Genomic DNA, 23,106 nt, shown 5'->3' on the forward strand with positions numbered 1-23,106 from the left:
GATTTAGGTCCTCTGACGTTCGTCTTTATCCAGAAAAAGCCGCATGTCCCCTAACATGGAGCCGGCGAAACGATACGGAGCAACGACAAAAATTGCATAGATTGCGATCGTGATGGTCGAGTTCAACACGATGTTGCCCCCGGCTGGCAGAGATAAGGTGTCAGATGAGAGGCCGAACGAAATCCCAGAAAAGTGAAACAAGGCGACGACCACAACATAAGCAAAGAAGAAGGGCCCCGCCGCCTTCATAAGGTCCGCAAATCTAAGCTTTGTATCTCTTGTTGCATAAATCCAAAGTACTGGGGTAAATACCCATGAGGTGATAGACCACGCAAGCGCAACTCCAGAGGCACCCCATTGAACAGCAAATAAGAAGGCCGCAAAGCGAATAGCCGACGAAAATATAGAAAATATAAATAGCTCGCGAGCTCGACCCACAGAGATGAGCGCCCAGCCACCAAACTGACCGGAAATACTCGTAATGAGGGACAACGAAAGTACCATCAAAATAGTACCGGACTTCGACCAGTTCTCTCCATAAACGAGCGCTACAATTTGTTCCGCATTGATGGTAATGAGGATACACAATATCGTGTTCATCATGAGTGTAAGTCGCATAGCGCTGAGGTAGGTTCTAGCCCACTTGTCGGGCTGGGTTTGGAGTCGGCTCAGCATTGGAATGATAACCGAGCCAATTGGTCCACTGACGAGCGTTATCGGCAACATGAACAAAGAATAGGCGCGGGTGTAGAATCCGAGTTCGCCGGGACCGGATTTCCAGCCGATCAGCACATTGTCAGATTGGCGGTTGATGTAATTTGTGAATTGGGATCCACTGTAATGGATTCCAAAATTAATGGCCGATCTTGCATTTTTCCAATTCGCGACCTTGGTCGGACGCCAAGGTGACAGCATCCACTGGGCGACCGTGCCAACCAAAGCCGTGGTGAGCGTCGCCGCAGCGAGGGACCAGTATTTGAAATCCCAGCCCCATGCCATTGCAATACCGACAGCAAATCCACACAGGAGACTGCCAAGATTCACACTTTGCAATGACATCCAACGCATGTTGCGAACCAACAGCGCTTTGTGCTGCGCACCGGTCGCAGTGATCGGAATGGCTACCGCCAGAACCAGGATAAGGTGAAAAACGCGAGAGTCATTAAAGAGCCAGGTTGCGACCGGCGCCATCAGCCATGTCAGCGGCATGAGAGCGAAACCGACGCCAAGATTGACGAAAAATAGAGCGCTGATGGTGTCATGATCAACCTCCTTGCGCTGGATGGTCACCATCGACAGACCCAAGTCGGCGAAGACTCCGACAAACGCCGTGGCGGACGCTGCCATGGCCACCAGACCGAAGTCATCGGGCTGGAGCAAACGTGCCATCAGCGCCATGTAGCCGACTTGTGTGAGAAGAATTAAAGCCTGGGTGCAGAGGGCTATAATCCCTCCAGATGCCGTGCGTCTCCCGAGATCGCGCGTTAAATGCTCATTAGACAGTGCTGAATCTATCGATGTATCAGAACGATCGGATGGGCCCTTCGTCACAATAACAGCCCACTGCGCAATTGTCGGCTGGTCACGGGGCCATTCGCGTAGCTAGGTGGCATATGCCGCAATCTGCTTCGCCCGCCCCCTTTAACGAAACAACATACTATGGTCATGCAGGACGTTATCACCAAACCGTTGCCGGCCATCGGGGCGATGTTGAGGAAACAGTTCATCATTCACTCGACCCCGCATGCGCGGGTATCCAGGGACCGTATGACCTTGCAGGGCACGCCGCCAGCCAGGCAATCCGGCGGGATGTCGGAGGTGACGACGCTCCCGGCCGCAATGACCGAGCGTGCACCAATCCTCACCCCTTTCAGAACGGTCACGTTGGCGCAGAGCCAGACATCGTCCTCAATCACGATTGGCCCGGAAAGAGTACCCCGCCCTTGCCGCCGATCCAGATAGTCGACGGCGTGAAAGTCGGTGTCGAAAATATTGCAATTCACTCCGACCAGAACATTATTTCCAATAGCAATGTTCTCGACACAAAAAATAGACGCTCCAGAAATCCCAACATTGTCTCCTATAGAGAGTCTTCCTGACGACCCAACAACCAGCTGAGTGGGATGATTTATGCCGGCTCGATTGAACCTGGATTTGCTGACGACAGTTACGTGATCTCCGATCTCGAGGACGCCCGCCCCTCCTAGCCCAATTGGCCCGAGCACGGACAAGCCACGAGGCCTCTTCCTGCGCCTCACCGCAAACTGAAGCGTTGCAATTGCATTCCAGAACAGGCGCTCACTTCGATCAAGTAACTTAAAGGGAGACATCAACGGCCTGATTCTGACAGATCGCGATAAACCATTTGAATTGCCGCGACGTTTTGATCGATGTGGAACCTGGCCATTGCGAACTGGCGTGCGCTCCGTCCCATAGCGAGCCGGGTATCGCGCCGGCAGAGTTTTTCAATCGCCTCAAGAAGACCGGCGGAAGAGGCCATTTCGAAACTCAAGCCGGTTCTACCTTCTTCGATCAGCTCAAGCAAATTCGGCAAGCGGGTCACCAAGCCCGGGCGTCCCGCCGATGCTCCTTCGAAAATGCACCGAGCACTGTGACTTGTCAGAAAGGGTGCAATTACGACGTCACTGGCCGTGAGAACGGGAACGATGTCATCTATGAATGGCATGGCGCTGCACCGGCGGCTTGCGTTTATCGCCTCCAATGCTGCTTTTCCATAGCCTTCTTGGTTTTTTCCAAAACCTGCAAATACAAACCGAGCGCATTCGGGAAGGTTTGTCTCAAGCGAGTTGACCGCCTGTACGAACGGCAGAATGCCATTCGACTCCGCAATTCGTGACAGTGAGAGGAATATGACATCGCCATCTCCCCATCCAAATTTCCGCCTCAACTCAGCAACGCCTTCGTCCGGCGTACGGAAGAGACTGCTATCGACACTATTGTAGACAACCGATGCCGGGGTAGCGGAAGCGCCGACGCTATCCAGACCTGCTTTGTCGATAGCAACGAAATAGTCGACGTGCTTTTTATTCAAACTGCGAAGAATATTGCCCCACCAGTTGTGCAGGATCGGTTCACGAACGTGAGCAATGACGGGGATCGAGGGATCGGCCTCATGCGTCCCCTTGGCGGCCGCTACCATGCAGGTAGAGTTCAGGTGAACAAGATCGGGCCGTATATCACGAACAAGCTTTCTAGCGCATCCGACGAGAAGCGGAAAGGAAAGTATCGCGTGTATCTTCGACTTCACGTCCTTGCACGGTGCGACTGTCGATCCATGGAACGGTCGAATGTCCCTTTCCTCGATTACCTCAGCCCCGGCACCTTCGAATAACTCGCGAACGCCGGAATTCCCCGGGCGAAGCGGCATTGCCACTATTGGAGAGAATTCCTTGCGATCCAACGATTTTATCAACAATGCCAAACTCTTCGGCGCACCTCCCAGGGCGGTCGCATGATGGAAATACAATACTTTCTTCACCATTTATGAGCAGCCACAATGCCATGGTCCGGGTTATAAGATGGGGTATCAGGCTTGGTCATGCCGCTCCCTCGAAGAATCCGGTGCTGGCATGCATGATCCTTCCAAGGCGCGCATCGTGAAGGAGATGAAATCACTGCGCCACGACCCTATCCTTTGCTCACGTTCTTTTGTTGCCGCCGTGCCCCGGTCTGCCTTGGCAATCTTGTTTAGCTCAGTTGCAGCCGCGTGACAGTCGCCAAAATCGATCGCATGGACCGGAGCGGCGAACTTCCGAGCTGCCGTCTCGATCAACGAGCCACGCCGCACAATCGCGGGAACGCCAAATTGCAGTGCCCGGCCAAAAACTCCCGACGCCTGATCGTATCTCGGATCGTAGCAGGCCCACACTGCGTCGGCGACACCATACAGGCTTTCCCACTCGGCATCGGTGAGCCGCCGGTCAATATGCATTCCTCCCATCGATTTGAACCGGGAAGCCAATGCCTGCTCCGATTTCGCCGTACCAGCGCTTATAAAATACACCCGTTTGGCGATATCCGGATTGGCCTCGAGAATTTCCACCATGAAGGCAAAGCCTTTGTGCACCGAGGCTGAACCAAGCCAGCAGACGATCGGCCGACCGGCAGCCAGGCGGTGGACTTCAGTCGCCACTGGCGTATGGCCGGGCTGCCTCAAGACGTGACCGTCGTGCATGTCCCACCACTGCGGATCGTGAAGGCCGACATCGACAACGCTGCCATATTCCGGAGCCAGACTGAGAGGTATGATACTCGCGACCGTGACCTTTGGCACAAGCCTCAGAACAACAAAAATGCTTTTCTTAAGAAATCGCTTGAAGTTGAAGGGTCCGAAGCAGGACTGCGGCCCTAAAAACAATGCAACAGTCGCCCTGCCAAGAGCCGCCCGCCGAAGAGCTATCGAGGCAAAAGAAACCAGGTCGTCATCGAGCGTCGCAAAAAAGAGACGATCGGCCGCCAGCAGTCTTTTTTTAAGAGCCCGTGACATTGGCCCCATTACAGGAGACAAGCCCAAAACCGGTCCCAACAGGTCAGCATAAGACTGCCTGTGTCCCGAACCCGATTTCACATATATGATTCCCATGCTTTGGTGACGAGGCTCTGCTGCACTTCCGATATCTGCATTGGACGGCTTGCTGTCGTTCACGGCGTACCGTCCCGCATCACTGCGTCCGATGAAACGCCGCCCCTATCGAGCACCGCCAGGTCTCTATCCCTTGGACTTGAGAGGTTGTTTGGACAAGAATTGTCCCAACTTCCGTGCCGGCTTTGCGATAAGCGCGTAGTCGACCGGACCTGATCCGAGCCACCGGCGTCGGGAACGCAGCGCTTCCAGATTATGCCCAAGGTGCGAACGGAAGCTCCTTGTGCTGGCTCCCCCGATCATCATGTCGACGAGGACCTGATCGATTGTCCCTATCCTGAATCCGTGGAGCTCGACGGCTCTCAGCATCCAGTCGTAGTCGGAGGAGACTTTGAGTGACAGGTCGAACGGCCCGTTTTTTTCGGCAACGGCGCGGCGGACATAGAAGGTCGGGTGGGCAGGCATCCAGCCGGAGCGGAACCCATCGTGGGGTCTTGATTCTGCTCGCCAGCGCCGGACCACTCGCTTGCTTTCATGGTTTTCAACGAAGTCGAGGTGGCCGTGGACAATATCGCTTTCAGCGAGCGCCTCGCTGATCTTGCCGAGCACGGAAGCGTCGTGAAATGCGTCGTCCGCGTTAAGGGCTCCGATCGCCTCACCCGTGCAAAGTGCCAGCCCCTTGTTCAACGCGTCATACATGCCGCGGTCGGGCTCGCTGATGATCTGCAATCCTTGCCCGGCATAGGAACGAACTATTGTGAGCGTCTCGTCGGTCGAGGCACCGTCGACGACGATCAGTTCCTTGTCCTGGTGATCCTGGGCAAAGAAACTGTCGAGCGTATGACGAATTGTTGCCGCCGAGTTCCAGCAGACCGTTAGAACGGAAATCCTCATGTTCGCGGGGGACTCGTCGCGACTATCGGGCCGCTTTGCGATTGTGCTCTTCGTCAAGCCGGCGATGCTCGAATTCGCGCGCCACCACCTTGAGGTCGGATTGAACCATCTCGCGCACCATCTCATCAAGCGATGTCGTCGCCTTCCAGCCTAGGATCCGTTCGGCCTTCGAAGGGTCACCTAGCAGCAGGTCGACCTCGGTCGGCCGGAAATAGCGCGGATCGACCTCGACCAATATCCTGCCGGTTTTCGTATCGACACCCTTTTCGTCGACCCCGGAGCCGTTCCATTGAATGCGAATCCCCACTTCGGCAAAGGCGAGTTCGACAAATTTCCGAACGGAGTTCTTGATCCCTGTGGCCAGCACATAGTCGTCCGGGGTTTCCTGCTGGAGGATCCTCCACATGCCTTCGACATAGTCGCGCGCATGTCCCCAATCGCGCTCGGCAGACAGGTTGCCAAGATAAAGCTTGTCCTGAAGGCCGAGGCTCATAGCCGCGGCGGCTCGGGTGATCTTGCGGGTCACGAATGTTTCGCCCCGCATTGGGCTTTCATGGTTGAACAGAATTCCGTTGGAAGCGTGAATGCCATAGGCTTCGCGGTAGTTCACCGTGATCCAGTAGCCATAGATCTTTGCGGCCGCATAGGGCGAGCGAGGGTAAAAAGGCGTCGTTTCCTTCTGCGGAACTTCCTGCACCTTGCCATAGAGCTCGGAGGTCGACGCCTGATAGAACCGCGTCTTTTTTGTCAGGCCAAGCAGCCGGATGGCTTCCAGAAGGCGCAACGTACCGATCGCGTCGGCATTCGCGGTATATTCCGCGGTCTCGAAGCTCACCTGGACATGCGATTGCGCCGCTAGATTGTAGATCTCGTCGGGCTGCACTTCTTGGATTATGCGGATCAGGTTCGTCGCATCGGTCATGTCGCCATAATGCAACGAAAAATTGACGCCGGTTTCATGCGGGTCTTGATAGAGATGATCGATACGGCCAGTATTGAAAGACGACGAACGCCGCTTGATGCCGTGGACTGCATATCCCTTGGCGAGCAGGAGGTCTGCGAGATAAGCACCATCCTGGCCGGTGATGCCTGTAATTAGCGCGGTTTTTCGGCTCATTTCATACCCTTCGGCAGCTTCAGAAAACATTACCCGCCAAGCATTATCCCGGCGCAGTGTTCGACAGATAAATTTCGATGGTAGCCAAAATTCAGAACGGTCTCTATCGAGATCCGAATCCACTTAGCAGAGTTTTTAGCGTTCTCAGCACGATAACGAAATCAAGCCACGGCGAGAAATTCTTGATGTAATAGAAGTCATAGTGCAGCTTCTCGGTCTCGTCGTCATCTTCCGACACATATCCCTGATTCACCTGAGCCCATCCAGAGATACCAGGGCGCACGATGTTTCGGTAGCGATAGAATGGCAACGCCACCGAATAGTGGGATGACAACACTGTCGCCTCAGGGCGAGGTCCAATCCAGCTCATTTCCGAACGAACGATATTAATCAGCTGCGGCAACTCGTCAATTCTGCTTCTGCGAAGGAAGCGGCCGAGCCGGGTAACCCTGCTGTCACCCGGCTTGGTGACGGCCAGACTGCGAACGTTTGCCGCCTCTGGTTCACTGACGGTCATCGTCCGGAACTTGTAGACCGTGAAGGACTTTCCGCCGAAACCGAGGCGCTCCTGTCGAAATATGGCGGGTCCGGGAGATTCCAGCCTGATCATCATCGCTATCAACAACAGGAAGGGCGCCAGCACGATCAGCGCCAACAGCGCACAGACCCAGTCAATCGCCTGTTTGATCTTGATATAGGCCTGATTGGGATTAAGCGAGCCCAGCGTGTTTTCGGATAAATGCTCGATTTCGACGCGACCAGTCAGCGATTCGGTGATTTGCTTGACATGGTAGACCGGAACGCCCGCAAGCGCCCGGTCGGCGATGTAGCGCTCCCAATCGTCGGACAGATCAGCGCGCAGATCGGCAACGACGCCGTTGACGCGCTCAATGATCATTTCAGGGGATACAAGCCAATGCCAGTTTACCCCGCCTATCTCCTCCAGGCGATCAACGGCGCCGCCTGGAACCACAGCAAGACTGTAAGGGTCAAGGCGCCGGCTTATGATGGTCAAGACAAAGTACCAGAGAATTGACAACGTCAAGCTGCTGGCCGCCTGGAAACCGCTATATTCAATCCTAAACAGGAAAATCGCCAAATATACAATCCCGTAAGAAAAAGCAAATGTCGGAAATATGTAGCCCGAGGCCGCGATGCCCGGGAAATTCCCTATACGTCGAAAAGCAAAATAACCTATTGTATGCGCGATAACGCCTGCGAAGATGGTAATCTGCAGGTTTGAATAATATAGAATTGATGGATCAAATAAAATCCTGACAAGAACAGGGAGCATGATTGCGAAAGCCAAACCGCCCAGGAGTTGAAACCTGACCCTGTGCACGAGGTGGCGCTGTCTTGGCCGATTCATCATCACTATATTCAAGTTCAAAATCTCTGTTGCGAGTTACTGAATTCCAAGTCTCTTCAAATGCTTTTTGCCTGCTTACCTTGTTCTCTGCAGGAACGTTTAACCCCGAAGATTCAAAATTGCCGTCGGCTCTTGTTGGACGCTCACTGGACAGGATGCCGCTCTCGGCCGACGCTCGAATAGGCTATGCCTTCCTTCACGACGTCCTCGCCGCGGTAGACGTTTCGCAGGTCGACCATCACCGGCGTCGCCATGACTGCACGAAGCCGCTTCAGATCCAGTGACCGAAACGCGTTCCACTCGGTGACGATGACGATCGCGTGCGCGCCGTCAGCTACCGCGTAGGCGCTTTCCCCGAATGCAATGCCCTCGATCATCTTGCGTGCCTGCTCCATGCCGACCGGATCATAGGCCTTGATCGAAGCGCCCGCGTCCTTGAGCGCCTGAATGATGGCCAATGAGGGAGCATCGCGCATATCGTCGGTGTTCGGCTTGAACGTAAGGCCGAGGATACCGATGGTCTTGCCGCGAACCGAGCCGCCGCAGGCCTCGACCACCTTGCGCGCCATCGCCCGTTTGCGCTGGTCATTTATCGAGACCGTCGTTTCAATAAGCCGCACGGGGCTTGCCGCGTCCTGCGCGGTCTTGACCAGTGCCAACGTATCTTTCGGGAAACAGGAGCCACCGTAGCCTGGCCCGGCATGAAGAAACTTCGCACCGATGCGGTTGTCCATGCCGATGCCGCGCGCGACGTCCTGCACATCGGCCCCCAACCGCTCGCAGAGATCGGCAATTTCGTTGATGAAGGTGATCTTCATGGCCAGAAACGCGTTGCCGGCATATTTGGTAAGCTCCGCCGTACGCCGGCTTGTGTAGAATATCGGCGCGACATTCAACGAGAGGGGACGGTAGATCTCGCCCATGACGGCTTTGGCCCGTTCGGCATCGGTCCCGACAATGATGCGGTCGGGCCGTTTGAAGTCCTCGATTGCCGATCCTTCGCGAAGAAATTCCGGATTGGAGACCACCGCAAAATCGGCGGCGGGATTTTGCTCGCGGATGATCCGTTCCACCTCATCGCCGGTACCGACAGGGACGGTCGATTTCGTCACCACGACCGTAAACCCCTTGAGCGCGCGGCCAACTTCGGCGGCCGCATCGTAGACGAAGGACAGATCGGCGTGCCCATCGCCACGCCGCGACGGCGTGCCCACGGCGATGAAGACGACATCCGATTGAGAAACCGCATCGGCCAGATTGTCGTCGAAACGCAAGCGACCTTGCGCGGTGTTGGTCGTGACGAGGTCGTCGAGCCCTGGCTCGTAGATCGGTATCTTGCCGAGTTTGAGCATGGCAAGCTTTTCCGCGTCACGATCGACGCAGCAGACCTGATGGCCAAAATCGGCGAAGCAGGCGCCCGAGACGAGCCCCACATAGCCGGCACCAATCATTGTTATCCGCATATCGCGTACTCTCTCAATCAGCGCCGATAAGACGATCTCGCCAGACAGCGCCCACTCCCTACCGAAAGACGGCTACCGCACTCCCGGGTGAAAACCCGAGAGCCGATCCTACAACAATTTGCATCGCCTCGCCGCACTTCGATGCTTACGACTATGCGATGGCGACGAGCTCCCTGGCATCAAGGTCGACAGGTATCTCGCCATTCATGATGGCAACCAGAACCCGAGCCCTTCCGGCTGGATCGAGCCGGTCAAGGCGACCGATCATTTCCGCGAAAGGGCCGGAAAGGATCCGAACCGAAGCACCGGCTGCGAGGCCGCCGCTGAAATCGAGCAGGCCGTGCCTGCCGGTCAACGCAATGAAGCGCTCTACCAGACCGGAGGGGACAGGCAAAGGCCGGTCCCCTTGCGTGACGAGGGAACGCACACCGAACGTTCCGTTGATCGAGCGCCAACGTTGCGACGCGATGTCGATGGCGACGAACATATAACCGGGGAAATAAGCCGCAACTCGTGTTTCGAGCCGCCGGGCATGACGCACGGTTTTCTCGCAGCGAGGCACAAAGGGCTGGAATCCCTGGATCCGGAGATGCCGCTCCGCGACATGCTCCTTCCCGGGAAAGACGCTGGCCGCATACCAGCGAGTTGCCGGCGCGGCCGTCGGCTCAGGCGACAGGGTGGTCGCCTTGCTCGTTCTTTTTTCCGCGCTACTCACGTGTCTTCCTTCGGCGGTCGGCGGCATGATCTCAGGTCAACGGTTACGACAGTGTGTGGATACCAGCAAGCAACCAAGCCACTAGAGTCAAGGCCGTTGGGTTAAGAATTTCCTACACATTGTCCAGAAATTTAGCTGTGCCTAAATAATCATCGAGCCGCTTTCTTTTTCAGCTGGCTGAGATGCTATGTCGAGCAATTTATTTCCATACGTAGGTGCTTGGTTACGCTGGTCGTGACGAATCGCCCGTTGGTTCTGGTACTTAGTCCGTCGACTTGAAGCTAATGTGACGGATGGCGTCGCGCACAAGCCTGCCGCCAGCGAGAAAGATCCTACACGGCCACACCAACTACGGCGAAAAACCATTGTCGCGCAGAACAGGTTACCATCGAGTCATGGGGTTCAGGCAACAACATGGTGACAGCGATGCAACGTGCAGTTCCGTTCTGACTTCAGTTCCGCTCGACCGGCTTCACGACCGCTTCAGCAGCGACCAGACAGCCGGCACCAGGCTCGCGGCCAGCGCAACCTTGATCAGATCACCGACGACAAAGGGCAACACCCCGAACTGCCAGGATTTTTCCGGGCCGATCAACAGCGCCAGCCAGGCAAAGCCCATTGCCATCATGACGATCTCGGCCACCAGCATGGCATTGAAGAGCTTGATAGGATGACGATCCCAGCCACGGTCGGCAGCCCAGCCGACGATCGCCGCCATGACGACGAAGCCGGCTAGATAACCGCCGGTCGAGCCGAGCATGTAAGCGATACCGATGCCCTTTTCGGGCGTGCTCTGGAAGACCGGAAGGCCCAATGCGCCCTCGGCCATGTAGAGAAGCAGCGTGGCGACGCCGAGACGCATGCCGAAGGAGGCAGCGATCAGGAAGACGGCGAGCGTCTGCATCGAGATATCGACCGGTCCGAGCATGACTTTGGTCTTGGCAGACAAGATCAGCAGCAGCGTTCCGGCGATCGCCAGCAAAAGCTGTCCTGCCAGCCGGGCCGCGCCCCTTTCAGGCAAAGCGAGAGAAATGAGCGGACGCATCGTCGTTGCAATTGCCATGGTCTTCCCCGTTCCGGATTGCCGCCGAACGCGGCCTTGCGTTTTCCTATATTGGCTTCCGTGCTATGCGGCAATCGGTTTTGCCCTCGCCCCAAAAAAGGTCGCGACGTTCGCATGGCGCTGAAATTCGATACACGCTTCGATCCGGCCTACGGCCAGGGCGTAGCCGTTGCGCCTGGTATTCAACGCGTCACCGCCAGGAACCCAAGCCCGTTCACCTTTCACGGAACCAACAGCTATATCGTCGGGCGCGAGACGCTGGCGGTGATCGATCCCGGACCGGATGACGAGGCACATCTTCGAACACTGCTCGAAGCGATCGGGACCAGGCCGGTCAGCCATATCTTCGTCAGCCACACGCATCGCGACCATTCGCCGCTGGCGGCGCGGCTGAAGCAGCATACGGGTGCGGTGGTTCTGGCGGAGGGCCGGCATCGCCCGGCGCGGCCGTTGCGCACCGGCGAGGTCAATCCGCTCGATGCCAGCGCCGACGCCGACTTTGTTCCTGATATCGCGCTGCCGGACGATATGGTGATCGACGGCGACGGCTGGGCGATCCGGACGGTGCTGACGCCCGGCCATACCGCCAATCACGCGGCCTTCGCGCTGGAGGGAACCGGCATCCTTTTCTCGGCCGATCACGTCATGGCGTGGGCAACCACGATCGTCGCGCCGCCGGATGGCGCGATGGCCGACTACATGACATCGCTCGATCGGCTGATCGAACGTGACGACCGGCTGCTGCTGCCCGGTCATGGCGGGCCGGTGACCGAGCCGCGCAGCTTCATGCGCGGATTGAAAACGCATCGCAAAATGCGCGAACGGGCAATTCTGGAGCGGATCAACAGCGGCGACCGGACAATCAAGGACATGGTGGAGGTAATCTATCGGGACACCGACCCGCGCCTGCATGGCGCGGCCGGCCTGTCGGTGCTTGCCCACCTGGAAGACCTGGTGGCGCGCGGCCTGGTTCACACCGATGGCGCGCCGGCTATCGACGGCATCTATTCGCCGGCAAAGTAGTACCCTTCCGATATCATTCCGCCGGCGCCACGCCCACCTGGCCGGCGACTTCCTGGTCGAGTTCGGCAAGGAAGTCGGTGATGCGCGCTGCATTGTCGCCAAGGTCGTAGCGGCCGTAACGCGAGGCCGAGCGCATATCGACGATGACCGCATCGCCGTCATCGGTCACGCGGATGGCGACATCGGCGGGAAGGCCAAGCAGCAAGCTCTTAGCCAGCGCATCGACCGTCACGTCGCTTTGCCCTGCTGCGTCGGGAAATGGCGCCGTGAGCTGCCAGCCGCGCCGATCGAGCACGGTTTTGACCGCCTCCAGAACGCGATCGAAAGGCAAGGTGTAGCTGCGTCCGGTAACAAGCGGATAAGCTTCGATTTGCAGGCGCTGCTCGCCGGGCGACGGCGGCAAAAGCTCGTTCATGTCCTTTGTCCGGGTAGAAATATCGAGCGCCGGCGGGTCGTCAAAATCAGTCGAGATGTCGCGCACGGGCGGATAGGTCGCCGCCCAATAGGCCGCGACAGCGTAAGGCATGAGCACCAGAATCGCCAGCAAGGCGCCGGCGGTCAGGTCATGGCCGCCGCGATCGCCGAAATTCCACAGTCGCGCAAAGGCAAACCCGGCAAACAAAAGCGCAACCGCGGCCAGCAACGCGACAATACCAAGCACCCACAGGAATGCCGGCGTCTCGACGAGGTCATATCGGTGGCCGATAAGAACCGTCAGCAGCAGGACCGCCGAAAACGCGCCGGCGCGCCGCGACCAACCGGCAGCCCTCGACGTTTGTCGCTCGGGAATTCCCGTCATTGTTTTCCGCGCTGCCCCAACCCGAACAAAGGCATAGTGCCTTTCAGCGGCGGCTTGAAGACGCAAAGACGCCGCATCTGCGGTCAATCCGTCGGCAGGTGATAATCCCGGAACTGCTGGCGCAAGGTAATCTTCTGGATCTTGCCGGCAGCGGTGTGTGGGATTTCGCCGACAAAAGCGACGTCGTCCGGCATCCACCACTTCGCCACCTTGCCGTCCATGAAAGCGAGAATATCCGTCTTGGTCGGCTCCCTGCCCGGCTTGCGCACCACCACGAGCAAAGGCCGCTCGCCCCATTTCGAATGCGGAATGCCGATGGCGGCGGCCTCCGCCACATCGGGATGGCCGACCGCGAGGTTCTCGAGCTCGATGGTCGAGATCCATTCGCCGCCCGACTTGATCACGTCCTTGGCGCGGTCGGTGATCTGCATATAGCCTCCGGGGTCGATATGCGCGACGTCACCGGTATCGAACCAGCCGTCTTGATCGAACTGTTCGGATCCGATGCCGCCATAATAGGCGCGCGCGATGGCCGGCCCGCGGACCTTGAGCCGGCCGAAGGTCTTGCCGTCCCATGGCAGTTCGTTGCCGGCGTCGTCCGTCACCTTCATTTCGATGCCGAACGGTGTAAAGCCTTGTTTCTGCTGGACGCCGAGGCGGGCCTCGCCCTTCAGCCCGGCGTAATCCGGCTTCAGGGTGCACAGCGTGCCGAGCGGCGACATCTCGGTCATGCCCCAGGCGTGGACGACTTGGACATCGTAACTGTCCTGGAACTTCGTCGTGAGCGCGCGTGGACAGGACGAGCCGCCGATGACGACTTTCTGCAGATAGGGCAGTTTCTTGCCGGTCTCTTCCAGATACTGGAGGAGCATCATCCACACCGTCGGCACGGCGGCGCTGAAGGTCACCTGCTCGGTGTCGAGCAGCTCGTAGAGCGAAGCGCCATCCATTTTGCAGCCGGGCATGACCAGCTTGGCGCCGACCATCGGGGCGCTCTGGGCAAGGCCCCAGGCATTGGCGTGGAACATCGGCACGACCGGCAATATGGTATCGCGCGATGACAGGCCCATGGCGTCGGGCATGGCGGCGATCATTGCGTGCAGCACGTTCGAACGATGGCTGTAGAGGACGCCTTTCGGGTCGCCCGTCGTGCCCGAGGTGTAGCACATACCGGCGGCGGTGTTTTCGTCGTATGTCTTCCAGGCGAACTTGCCGTCGGCTTCTGCAAGCCATTCTTCGTACGCAACCACATTGGGCAGCGCAGTCTCCGGCATATGCGCGTTGTCGGTCAGCACGATAACCTGCTTCAGCGACTTGACCGCGCCGGCGATCTTTTCGAGCAGCGGCAGGAAGGTCAGGTCGACGAAGATCGCCTTGTCCCCGGCATTGTTCATGATCCAGGTGATCTGCTCGGGAAAGAGCCGCGGGTTGAGCGTGTGATAGATGGCGCCGACACCCATGATGCCGTACCAGGCCTCGATGTGGCGCGCGGTGTTCCAGGCCAGGGTCGCGATGCGGTCGCCAAGCCCGAAACCGTCACGCTCGAGCCGCTCGGCGACCTTCAGGGCACGATCATGGATTTCGGCATATGTGCTGCGCACGATCGGCCCCTCGATCGAACGCGACACGATTTCGCGGCTGCCGTGCTGCCTCTCGGCATTGTCGATCAGCTTATGGCAAAGCAGCGGCCATTCCTGCATCAGCCCGAGCATCTTGTTCCTCCCGTTGTTTTTTCGCCATTGTGGGACGAACCGGCGGATTGTCCAGCCAGGATCGGGCTGGAGCGGGGCATGGAGCCAATTGAGGCCGAATTCGCCACAATCCGGCCATGCTCGGCGTTAACGTTGATCAACGGCGGGGCGCGATTGGCGAATGAAAGAGGTTCGCATGGACGCGCAGCTCGACGACAAAGCCCTCGAAAATACCCTTGCCGAAAGTCTGGCCGATCTGGTGGCGGCCGACGTCGCGCAGGCCGATCTGGTGCCTGACGCCAAAGCCGTTTCCGAAGATGAATTCGTCGAGGTCGTCGGTGGCGCCCTCGAGGCGGTCGGCGGCACGCTCTTGTTCAAGATGTGCGTCGAGAACGAGGGCGAAAGTCAGCACGTCGCTGCCGCCTGCGTCGGCGACGGCGGCAATCGCCAGTTCCTGCTGCTCACCTTGCCGACCAGCGGTGGTGCGCTGAAGGTCGAGACCACCTCGAAAAGCACCAATCCGGTGGCCGGCATTGCCGCCGCCTATGCCGGGCTGATGGACGCATTCCAGGCCGCCGCCTGAGTTTTCGGCGAAGCGGAAGAAAGAGGCGAGACTTCTCCCCGCGGGCGACGCCCGCCTGGTGGCAGGCAGGTCTTGCGCAAGGCTCTTGCCAGACACATCTTGGGGTTGAGGCAAGGAGATTCGACATGGACCAGATCGCAAACCCGGCACCCGGCTTTCAGCGCAATCCCGGCAAGATCATCACCATCGAGCCTTACAAGGGCACCATGACGGTGCGCGCCGGCGATGTCGTCATCGCTTCGTCCAACAAGGTCAAAGTGCTGACCGAATCGCCCTACCCCCCGGTTTTCTACATTCCGTTCGGCGACATCGACTTCAAACAGCTTGGCAAGACCGAACACTCGACCCATTGCCCCTATAAGGGCGATGCCAGCTATTGGAGCGTGCTGCCCGCCGGCGATGCAGGCAAGGATGCGATGTGGGCCTATGAGCGGCCGTTCGACGAGATGGCCGATATCCGCGATCACGGCGCGTTCTATCCGAACAAGGTGACCATCGAGGCGACGCCCGACTGATCAGTCGGTGGTGCCTTGATCGCCGACGCCGTCGGCATCGTCGAGACGCACGAAGGTGAGGCCCTTGGCCTTCAGCGCCAGAAGTCCCTGCACCACGCCTTCGCCGGCCGCATGGGTCGGCTGATTGATGTGAGCGATGATGACGTCGCCGTCCTTCGCCGCGGCAATGCGCCGGGCGGTCTCTTTTGCGCCGAGCAATGAGCCGCCGTCGCCGTTGATTGAGAATCCGGCGATCTTGAAGCCAAGCTTGCGTATCATCGCGATTGCCGACGGGCTGTATTCGGCGGTCGCGCCCCGAAACCATTTCGGCGCCGGTTCGCCGGTCACGGCAAGAGCGGCAGCACCCGATTCGACCTCGGCCAGCACGGCCTCCGGGCTGCCGGCACTGCGAATGCCGTAGATCTTTTGCGGCGTGTCGACAGCCGGGACATGGCGGCCGCCATGGTTTTCCAATTCAAACAGTTCGGGATGCGCCCGCATGAGCTCGACGGCGGCGGCGTTGTGCTTCAGCCAGATGCCGGTGACGAAAATGGTGGCAGGAATCTTGTTTTCCACCAGCGCCGAGACAATCCGTGGGTCGGTCCTTCCGCCGCACGCATCGAGCGTCAGCGCGACGCGGCCGCCGCCCGCCTCGGCCTTGATGTGCAGCGTCGGTGCGACGAGCAACTGGGCGTTGCCAGGAGAAACAGCCCACAGCGATATCGCGATGGCGCAAAAATACTTTTGGAACGGGCGCATCGATTATTTCCAGGTCGGCCGGATCAAAGTTGAAGCGGCGACCCCAAGACCGCCATCAAGGCGGAAATCGGGACGATGCGCCTGCAAAAGCGTCGGCAGGGGCAATTTGATCGCCGGCCTGACCTTTGGCAAGCGCGAGGTCACAATGCGTGCTCCACGTCCTTAACCTTACGTGAAAGAATCGCGAGCACCGCGTCGACCATCGCTTTGACTTCAAGTCGCCAGACGCAGCAAGCCTTGCTCGGATCGGATCGGCGGCACAGGTCCCTGGCTATGCACTCGCAAGGCATGGAGGGCCGCGGCGTAACACTGGCCACGCCGACAGGCCTCCAGACGGCCGGGTCGGTCAGGCCGAACAGGCCGACAACCGGCGTTCCCGCGGGCGGCGGCCATGTGCATCGGGCCACTCTCGTTCCCCAGGAACAGGCGTGCCTGGCCGAGGACCGCCAGCAGGGTTGCCAGCGACAGCGCCCCGACCACGTTGACGACCGGCGAAGCGGCCTTGGCGATGATGCGCTCGGCAGATGCCCGTTCATCGGGGCCGCCGACAAGCAGGAAGTCCAACCCAGTCTGCCGCGAGATCTCGTCGATCGCCAGCGCAAAACGTTCCGGCTGCCATTGCCGCCCCCGGAAGCTCGCTCCTGCATGAACGGCTATGAAGGCGTTACGCCGGAGATGATGCCGGTCGAGAAGCGCGATGCCCTGGCGGTCTGCAGCGGCAGCGGCTCAATCGTTGGGACCGGCGCACGCAACTCCACGCCAAGCGCCTCAAGGGCGAAAGATAGCGGTAGAGATAATGCTGGCCACCAAAGCCAAACGGCTTGGCTAGGACGTTGGCGGGCTGGCGTTCCAGCCAGCGCAACGGTTTTTCGGGAGGATCATATCCGACGCGGGTCTTGGCGTTGACGAGCCTGACGATGATGCGTGAGGTTTTGGAATCGGCCAGGTCGATGGTCAGGTCAAACCGGAACCGGCGCAGAGCGCGCACCATCGCGTAAAGCTCGCGACCACGCTGCACAGGGGTGCCACGCATCCGTACGCGCCGGAACGCCACCACGTCCGAGGCGATGCCATGAGCCAACAGGAAACTGGCAAAGTTCGCCTCGCAAAGGAACACTATCCTGGCCTTTGGATATTGGAGGCGCAGGTTTCTGGCGAGCGCGGAAGCGAGGACAAGATCGCCGATGAATTTCGTCTGGAGGATGAGAATCGAACGGACGTGCGCGGGCGGGTTCTGCAACATCTGTTTCTTGCACCGGGGCGGGTTCGGGAGCCGGAAACTGGGCAGAAACGATGTCGGGATTTGGAGCCGTGACGCGCACGTTCGCGTGAATTCGGTTACAAATCGGTAAGGTCAGGTGCCGGTGGACTCCAACTCCTATCCGCGGCCGTTCTTTGCAGCCTGCACCGCCGCTTGCGCGGCGGCCAGCCTGGCGATCGGCACCCGGTATGGCGAGCACGAGACATAGTCGAGGCCGACCTTCTCGCAAAAATGGATTGAGGCCGGGTCGCCGCCATGCTCGCCGCAAATGCCGAGCTTGATGTCGGGCCGCGTCGCCCTGCCCTTTTCGGCCGCCATCCGCACCAGCTCGCCGACACCCTCTATGTCGAGCGACACGAACGGATCCTGCTCGATGATGCCTTTTTTCCGGTAGGTCTCGAGGAACGAGGCGGCATCGTCGCGTGAGATGCCAAAGGTGGTCTGGGTCAGATCGTTGGTGCCGAAAGAGAAGAATTCGGCCGCCTCGGCGATGATTTGGGCACGGATCGCGGCACGCGGCAGTTCGATCATCGTGCCAGTCAGATAGTCGATCCTGACACCGGTCTCCTCCATCACGCTTTTGGCGACCGCATCGATGCGTGCCTTGACGAAGTCGAGCTCCTTCACCAGCCCGACCAGCGGCACCATGATTTCGGGGACCACCAGCGCGCCGGCCTTCCTGCCGGCCTCCACGGCCGCCTCGAAAATGGCTCGTGCCTGCATCTCGGCGATTTCGGGATAGGAGACGGCAAGCCGGCAGCCGCGATGGCCGAGCATCGGATTGAACTCGTGCAGCGCTTCGGTGCGCCGCCGGAGCTTGTCCGGCGACACATTCATGGCGGCGGCGACCTCGGCCACCTCCTCCTCCGTTTTGGGCAGGAATTCGTGCAGCGGCGGATCGAGCAGGCGGATCGTTACTGGTAGGCCGGCCATGATCTCGAACAGCTCGAGGAAATCGGAGCGCTGCATCGGCAACAGCTTGGCCAGCGCCGTTCGGCGGTCCTTTTCGGTATCGGCCAGGATCATCTCGCGCATGGCAACGATGCGGTCGCCGTCGAAGAACATGTGCTCGGTGCGGCAAAGCCCGATGCCCTCGGCGCCGAAGGAGCGCGCCATGCGCGCATCGAGCGGCGTTTCGGCGTTGGTGCGCACCTTCATGCGGCGCGCGCCGTCGGCCCACTCCATGATGGCGGCGAAATCGCCCGAGAGTTCCGGCTGCAGCATCGGTACAGCGCCTTTCAGCACCTGGCCGTTGCCGCCGTCGATGGTGATGATATCGCCCTTGCGGAACGTCGATCCCATCGCCATCAGCGTGCCGGCCTTGTAGTCGACGCGCAGCGAGCCTGCGCCCGAAACGCAAGGCTTACCCATGCCGCGCGCCACAACAGCGGCGTGGCTGGTCATGCCGCCGCGCGTCGTCAGGATGCCTTCGGCCGCATGCATGCCATGGATGTCTTCGGGGCTGGTCTCGATGCGCACCAGGATCGCCTTTCGGCCTTGTGTCTTGGCCTCCTCGGCGTCGTTCGAGGAAAACACGATTTCGCCGGTGGCAGCACCTGGCGATGCCGGCAGGCCGACGCCGATGATATCGCGCGCCGCCTTCGGATCGATCGTGGGATGCAGCAACTGGTCGAGCGAGGCCGGATCGATGCGGGCGACGGCCTCCTGCTTCGAGATCAGCCCGTCCCTGGCCATGTCGACGGCAATCTTCAGCGCTGCCTTGGCGGTGCGCTTGCCTGACCTGGTCTGCAGCATCCACAATTTGCCGCGTTCAATGGTGAATTCGAGATCCTGCATGTCGCGGTAATGTTTTTCCAGGCGGTCGGAGATGCTGACGAAAGCCTGGAAGGCGTCCGGCATCAGCTTCTGCAGCGACGGCTTGTCGGAGCCGGCGGCAATGCGCGCCGCCTCGGTGATGTTCTGCGGCGTGCGGATGCCGGCAACGACATCCTCGCCCTGGGCGTTGACCAGGAACTCGCCATAGAGCTGCTTTTCGCCGGTCGACGGATTGCGGGTGAAGGCGACGCCGGTGGCCGAGGTGTCGCCCATGTTGCCGAAGACCATGGCCTGTACATTGACCGCCGTGCCCCAGCTTTCGGGAATGTCGTGCAGGCGCCGATAGGTGATCGCGCGGTTGTTCATCCAGCTGGAAAACACCGCACCGATGGCGCCCCACAGCTGCTCGTTCGGATCCTGCGGAAAGGGCTTGCCGAGCTCCTCCTCGACCTTGGCCTTGTAGAGCGCGATTACGCCTTGCCATTCGATGGCTGTAAGCTCGGTGTCGAGCTCATGGCCGAGGCCGCCCTTCTGGTCTTCGAGAATTTCCTCGAACACCTCATGGTCGAGGCCCATGACGACATCGGAATACATCTGGATGAAACGGCGATAGCTGTCATAGGCAAAACGCGCGTCGCCTGAATCGGCGGCCAGGGCTTCGACCGTCTCGTCGTTGAGGCCGAGATTGAGCACGGTGTCCATCATGCCGGGCATGGAAGCGCGGGCACCGGAGCGCACCGACACCAAAAGCAGTTTCGACGGATCCCCGAAACGGCGCCCGGTCAGCCGGCCGATATGGTCGAGGGCGACCGCAACATCCGCTTCCAGCGAGGCCGGATACGCGTGGCCGTTGGCGTAATAGGCGTTGCAGACCTCGGTGGTGATAGTGAATCCTGGTGGCACCGGCAGGCCCAGGCTGCACATTTCGGCAAGATTGGCGCCCTTGCCGCCGAGCAGATTGCGGTCGCCGGCACGGCCTTCCGCCGCTCCATCGCCAAAGGTGTAGACCCATTTGGTCATGCTTGCTCCCCGGTTGCAGGAGATTGGAAATACTGACAAATCGAGCGATATGATGCTGCAGTGCGAAAGGCAAGGCATCGACCAAGCCGCCCAGCCTCTACAATCGATTAAGAAAAGAGCCGTGCCGAAAGACTCGCTTTTCAAGCGCTTTCGCCGCAGAACATGACAAGAACAAGAGGCCGAGCCAGAAGACAGACCGGAAAACTCGATTATCTGGAAATGCCAGCGACGGGCGGAACGCTGGACAGCGTGAAGGCTGTGTACAGCGCGGCCTTCTCGTGGTCGTTCACCGATTACGGGCCGACTATTCAGCCTTTGAGCGCCGTCGGAGAATGCCGGCGGCACATCGTCAAGCCGATCTTTTCATTCCCCGGCGGCAGGCGGTTCCATTTCGTCGATCCGGCCGGCAATGAAATGGCGGTGTGGGGTGAATAGGTCCGTTCAAAATGACGATTGCAAAACTGGTGAACCGGTCGCGCATAGTCGATATGTCGGCATTGAGCTTTCTTCCGGCTCGTCCTATAAGGCCGCGCGCACAGCGGGCACGCTCCGGCTGTTGGGGCGTCGCCAAGTGGTAAGGCATCGGTTTTTGGTACCGACATTCCCAGGTTCGAATCCTGGCGCCCCAGCCAGTTCTCCGATTGTCCAACCCGGAGACATAGGTAACAGATTGTACTTAAGACATGGGTGACAACCTCGTGCCGAACGGGTTGTCGATGGTCTGCAAGGTCCTCTGTTCCAAGTCGGTATAACCGAGATCGTAATGCATGAAGCTGACGAGCCAAATGCCGTCGTCGACCTCCTTGATTCCCAGCCTCTGACCGGCGAGCACGGTCGAGACGTTGATCTTCTTCCTGTGCATGCAGATGCGGCCGCAAGCGGTAACCAGGATGTCGCGGTCGTGGAAGGGGTATTCCAGTTCCGGCAGGCCGTCATAGGTTCTTGAGGACGGCGTGTAGAGCTCGGCCGGGGTGCGCATGGCGAGCGCCTCGTGTGGCCTTTCCTCGTTGAATTCGCTGATGAAAGCGTCGAACCTCGCCTGCTGCTGGAGAATGTTCATGCCGGGCGGCCTGGTCGTCTCTTTCTTTAAGGTCAGATGCATGCGCTCGTGGCGGCCGTTCTGCTGCGGCCTGCCCGCTGGATGCGCTCGATGACGATGCCGAGCCTGAGCCAGAACACCGACAGGCGCGAGAGATTGTAGAGGCCGTTAGGCGAAGCGAAGGGGAGCCCGTTGTCGGAGCGGATGGCGGCGGGCAGGCCGCGCTCCCTGAACAGCCGCACGAAGGCCTCGATGACCGGCGTCTCCTTTGTCGATTCGAGCGCTTCGCAGGCGAGCACATAGCGCGAGGTCTGGTCGGTGACCGTCAGGGGGTAACAGTAGCTACCGTTGCCGAGCCTGAACTCCCCCTTGAAGTCGGTGCACCACAGATCGTTAGGGGCGGCGGCTTGCGACAGCGGCGTGCCCACGGCCTTGTTCGCCGGGTTCCTCTTGCGGGCCTGGCTCACAAGGCCGTGACGGTCGAGCACGGCATGCACGGTGCTTTTGGCCGGGATACGCACATCACCGGCGAGCTTCCTGACCAGCAACTCCCTGATCTTGCGAGCGCCCCAATGCGGCTTCTCGCGCTTGGTCTCGACGATCAGCCGCTCGATCTGCTCGGGCAACTGGTTGGCGTACCTCACCGGCCGCCGCGAGCGGTCGCAAAGCGCCTCCAGCCCTTCCTCCCTATAGCGGTTGAAGATCTTGTAGCCAGTCTTGCGCGAAATCCCGAAATCCCGGCACACATCGCTCATGCCTTCTCCCTCGAGAAGGCGGGCAACGAAACGTAGACGTTCCTCCATCACCGAACACTCTCTCCACGGCATCAACACCTCCGGCCAAAAGCCAAAAGTGTTACCCATGTGTCCGGTACAAAACGTCACCTATGTCTCAGGCCGCGCAGATTCTGACGATCTCCCGAGTCGTAATCTCAGTTGCAGACACCTTGGTCGCAGACTGGTATCTGCGGTATCTGTCCACAACAAATTGGTGTCGCCGGCAGAGAGCGCGATCCGGCTGGCATCTTAGTTTAATGTCGGCTCAATTGGCCGGCAGTCAAATGCATCTTGTGGAGAAAAGCAGTTTTTCTGCCACGGCTTGGCGTTTGATCTTATAGTTTTAGACTTTGTAATCCAAAAATTGGATTTTTTTTTCGCTTTTCTTCAGATAAGTGATCGCCTCCAACGCCTCTCTAGTAGCAACCGGCGCAATCATCAAACTAATTTTAATAAAATTCAACTTATGTTTTAAACAGCAGCGATCATCTTGTTCTGTCAGCAACAAGTAGAATATAAGTAGAAATATCAACAATCATCTCTTGGAAAACAACGTGGGCATCTCTGAAGAGAAATTTGCTTTTATCGCACAATGGCGACTATCCGTAAGTATATTTTTCGCCGCAACGTGAGAATCCTGCCGCCGATCAATCATTCTATC

Annotated in this window: 19 protein-coding genes, 1 tRNA gene and 2 pseudogenes; 5 read left to right on the top strand and 17 right to left on the bottom strand. The window is 59.0% G+C overall.

Features of this window, described 5'->3' with window-relative positions; genetic code table 11:
- Positions 1–3: 3 nt before the first annotated feature.
- The 10 genes from NKJ28_RS23255 to NKJ28_RS23300 form a co-directional block, all read right to left on the bottom strand.
- Positions 4–1,551 (bottom strand): lipopolysaccharide biosynthesis protein, encoded by a 1,548-nt coding sequence (locus NKJ28_RS23255; RefSeq protein WP_352637064.1) that lies wholly within the window; start codon positions 1,549–1,551, stop codon positions 4–6.
- 179 nt (positions 1,552–1,730) lie between these two features.
- The gene (locus tag NKJ28_RS23260) at positions 1,731–2,330 is read right to left on the bottom strand and encodes an acyltransferase (protein ID WP_352637065.1); all 600 of its coding nucleotides are present in this window, start codon (positions 2,328–2,330) and stop codon (positions 1,731–1,733) included.
- Positions 2,330–3,502, bottom strand: a complete 1,173-nt coding sequence (locus NKJ28_RS23265) for a glycosyltransferase family 4 protein (RefSeq protein ID WP_352637066.1) — start codon at positions 3,500–3,502, stop codon at positions 2,330–2,332. The genes NKJ28_RS23260 and NKJ28_RS23265 overlap by 1 nt, the downstream gene beginning before the upstream one ends.
- Positions 3,503–3,547: 45 nt before the next feature.
- Entirely contained in the window at positions 3,548–4,666 is a 1,119-nt protein-coding gene (locus tag NKJ28_RS23270; RefSeq protein WP_352637067.1) for a glycosyltransferase family protein, read from the bottom strand.
- A 63-nt stretch (positions 4,667–4,729) separates the two neighbouring features.
- Positions 4,730–5,497, bottom strand: a complete 768-nt coding sequence (locus tag NKJ28_RS23275) for a glycosyltransferase family 2 protein (RefSeq protein ID WP_352637068.1) — start codon at positions 5,495–5,497, stop codon at positions 4,730–4,732.
- Between the two features lie 22 nt (positions 5,498–5,519).
- On the bottom strand, positions 5,520–6,614 hold the full coding sequence (gene gmd, locus NKJ28_RS23280) for a GDP-mannose 4,6-dehydratase (protein WP_352637069.1): 1,095 nt from the start codon (positions 6,612–6,614) through the stop codon (positions 5,520–5,522).
- 103 nt (positions 6,615–6,717) lie between these two features.
- Positions 6,718–7,908: a sugar transferase gene (locus NKJ28_RS23285; RefSeq protein ID WP_352637070.1), complete on the bottom strand. Its 1,191-nt coding sequence runs from the start codon at positions 7,906–7,908 to the stop codon at positions 6,718–6,720.
- Positions 7,909–8,126: 218 nt separating this feature from the next.
- Positions 8,127–9,446, bottom strand: coding sequence for a UDP-glucose dehydrogenase family protein (locus tag NKJ28_RS23290; protein ID WP_352637073.1), 1,320 nt, complete (start codon positions 9,444–9,446; stop codon positions 8,127–8,129).
- A gap of 151 nt (positions 9,447–9,597) precedes the next feature.
- Positions 9,598–10,188 (bottom strand): transcription termination/antitermination protein NusG, encoded by a 591-nt coding sequence (gene nusG / locus NKJ28_RS23295; protein ID WP_352637075.1) that lies wholly within the window; start codon positions 10,186–10,188, stop codon positions 9,598–9,600.
- Positions 10,189–10,633: 445 nt separating this feature from the next.
- Positions 10,634–11,224 carry a biotin transporter BioY gene (locus NKJ28_RS23300; RefSeq protein WP_352637077.1) on the bottom strand — a complete coding sequence of 197 codons (591 nt, stop codon included), beginning with the start codon at positions 11,222–11,224 and terminating at the stop codon, positions 10,634–10,636.
- A 114-nt stretch (positions 11,225–11,338) separates the two neighbouring features.
- On the opposite strand from NKJ28_RS23300, the gene NKJ28_RS23305 reads away from it, so the two are divergent.
- Positions 11,339–12,247, top strand: a complete 909-nt coding sequence (locus NKJ28_RS23305) for an MBL fold metallo-hydrolase (protein WP_352637078.1) — start codon at positions 11,339–11,341, stop codon at positions 12,245–12,247.
- Between the two features lie 13 nt (positions 12,248–12,260).
- On the opposite strand, the gene NKJ28_RS23310 is transcribed toward NKJ28_RS23305, so the two are convergent.
- Complete coding sequence (locus tag NKJ28_RS23310; protein ID WP_352637079.1) at positions 12,261–13,046, bottom strand: DUF1499 domain-containing protein; 786 nt, start codon at positions 13,044–13,046, stop codon at positions 12,261–12,263.
- Positions 13,047–13,129: 83 nt separating this feature from the next.
- Positions 13,130–14,758, bottom strand: coding sequence for a fatty-acid--CoA ligase (locus NKJ28_RS23315; RefSeq protein WP_352637080.1), 1,629 nt, complete (start codon positions 14,756–14,758; stop codon positions 13,130–13,132).
- A 175-nt stretch (positions 14,759–14,933) separates the two neighbouring features.
- Between NKJ28_RS23315 and NKJ28_RS23320 the strand changes: the two genes are divergently transcribed.
- Positions 14,934–15,320, top strand: coding sequence for a hypothetical protein (locus tag NKJ28_RS23320; RefSeq protein WP_352570751.1), 387 nt, complete (start codon positions 14,934–14,936; stop codon positions 15,318–15,320).
- Positions 15,321–15,445: 125 nt separating this feature from the next.
- The gene (locus NKJ28_RS23325; RefSeq protein ID WP_352637082.1) at positions 15,446–15,835 is read left to right on the top strand and encodes a DUF427 domain-containing protein; all 390 of its coding nucleotides are present in this window, start codon (positions 15,446–15,448) and stop codon (positions 15,833–15,835) included.
- Here the strand turns inward: NKJ28_RS23325 and NKJ28_RS23330 are convergent, their stop codons facing one another.
- From NKJ28_RS23330 to ppdK, 4 genes are all read right to left on the bottom strand, one after another.
- Positions 15,836–16,573 (bottom strand): polysaccharide deacetylase family protein, encoded by a 738-nt coding sequence (locus NKJ28_RS23330; protein WP_352637083.1) that lies wholly within the window; start codon positions 16,571–16,573, stop codon positions 15,836–15,838.
- 213 nt (positions 16,574–16,786) lie between these two features.
- On the bottom strand, positions 16,787–17,272 hold the full coding sequence (locus NKJ28_RS23335) for a glycosyltransferase family 9 protein (RefSeq protein ID WP_352637169.1): 486 nt from the start codon (positions 17,270–17,272) through the stop codon (positions 16,787–16,789).
- On the bottom strand, positions 17,238–17,816 hold the full coding sequence (locus NKJ28_RS23340; protein ID WP_352637085.1) for a glycosyltransferase family 9 protein: 579 nt from the start codon (positions 17,814–17,816) through the stop codon (positions 17,238–17,240). Before NKJ28_RS23340 ends, NKJ28_RS23335 begins: the two co-directional genes overlap by 35 nt.
- A 135-nt stretch (positions 17,817–17,951) precedes the next feature.
- Positions 17,952–20,630, bottom strand: coding sequence for a pyruvate, phosphate dikinase (gene ppdK, locus NKJ28_RS23345; protein ID WP_352637086.1), 2,679 nt, complete (start codon positions 20,628–20,630; stop codon positions 17,952–17,954).
- Between the two features lie 345 nt (positions 20,631–20,975).
- Here ppdK and NKJ28_RS33025 point away from each other — a divergent pair.
- Positions 20,976–21,065: pseudogene (locus NKJ28_RS33025) on the top strand (VOC family protein); the annotation flags it as partial.
- Positions 21,066–21,187: 122 nt separating this feature from the next.
- Positions 21,188–21,262, top strand: a tRNA-Gln gene (locus tag NKJ28_RS23355).
- A gap of 44 nt (positions 21,263–21,306) precedes the next feature.
- Here NKJ28_RS23355 and NKJ28_RS23360 read toward each other — a convergent pair.
- Positions 21,307–22,496: pseudogene (locus tag NKJ28_RS23360) on the bottom strand (helix-turn-helix domain-containing protein).
- Positions 22,497–23,106: the final 610 nt, after the last annotated feature.

The organism is Mesorhizobium sp. M0145 (assembly GCF_040322355.1).
GTDB lineage: Bacteria > Pseudomonadota > Alphaproteobacteria > Rhizobiales > Rhizobiaceae > Mesorhizobium.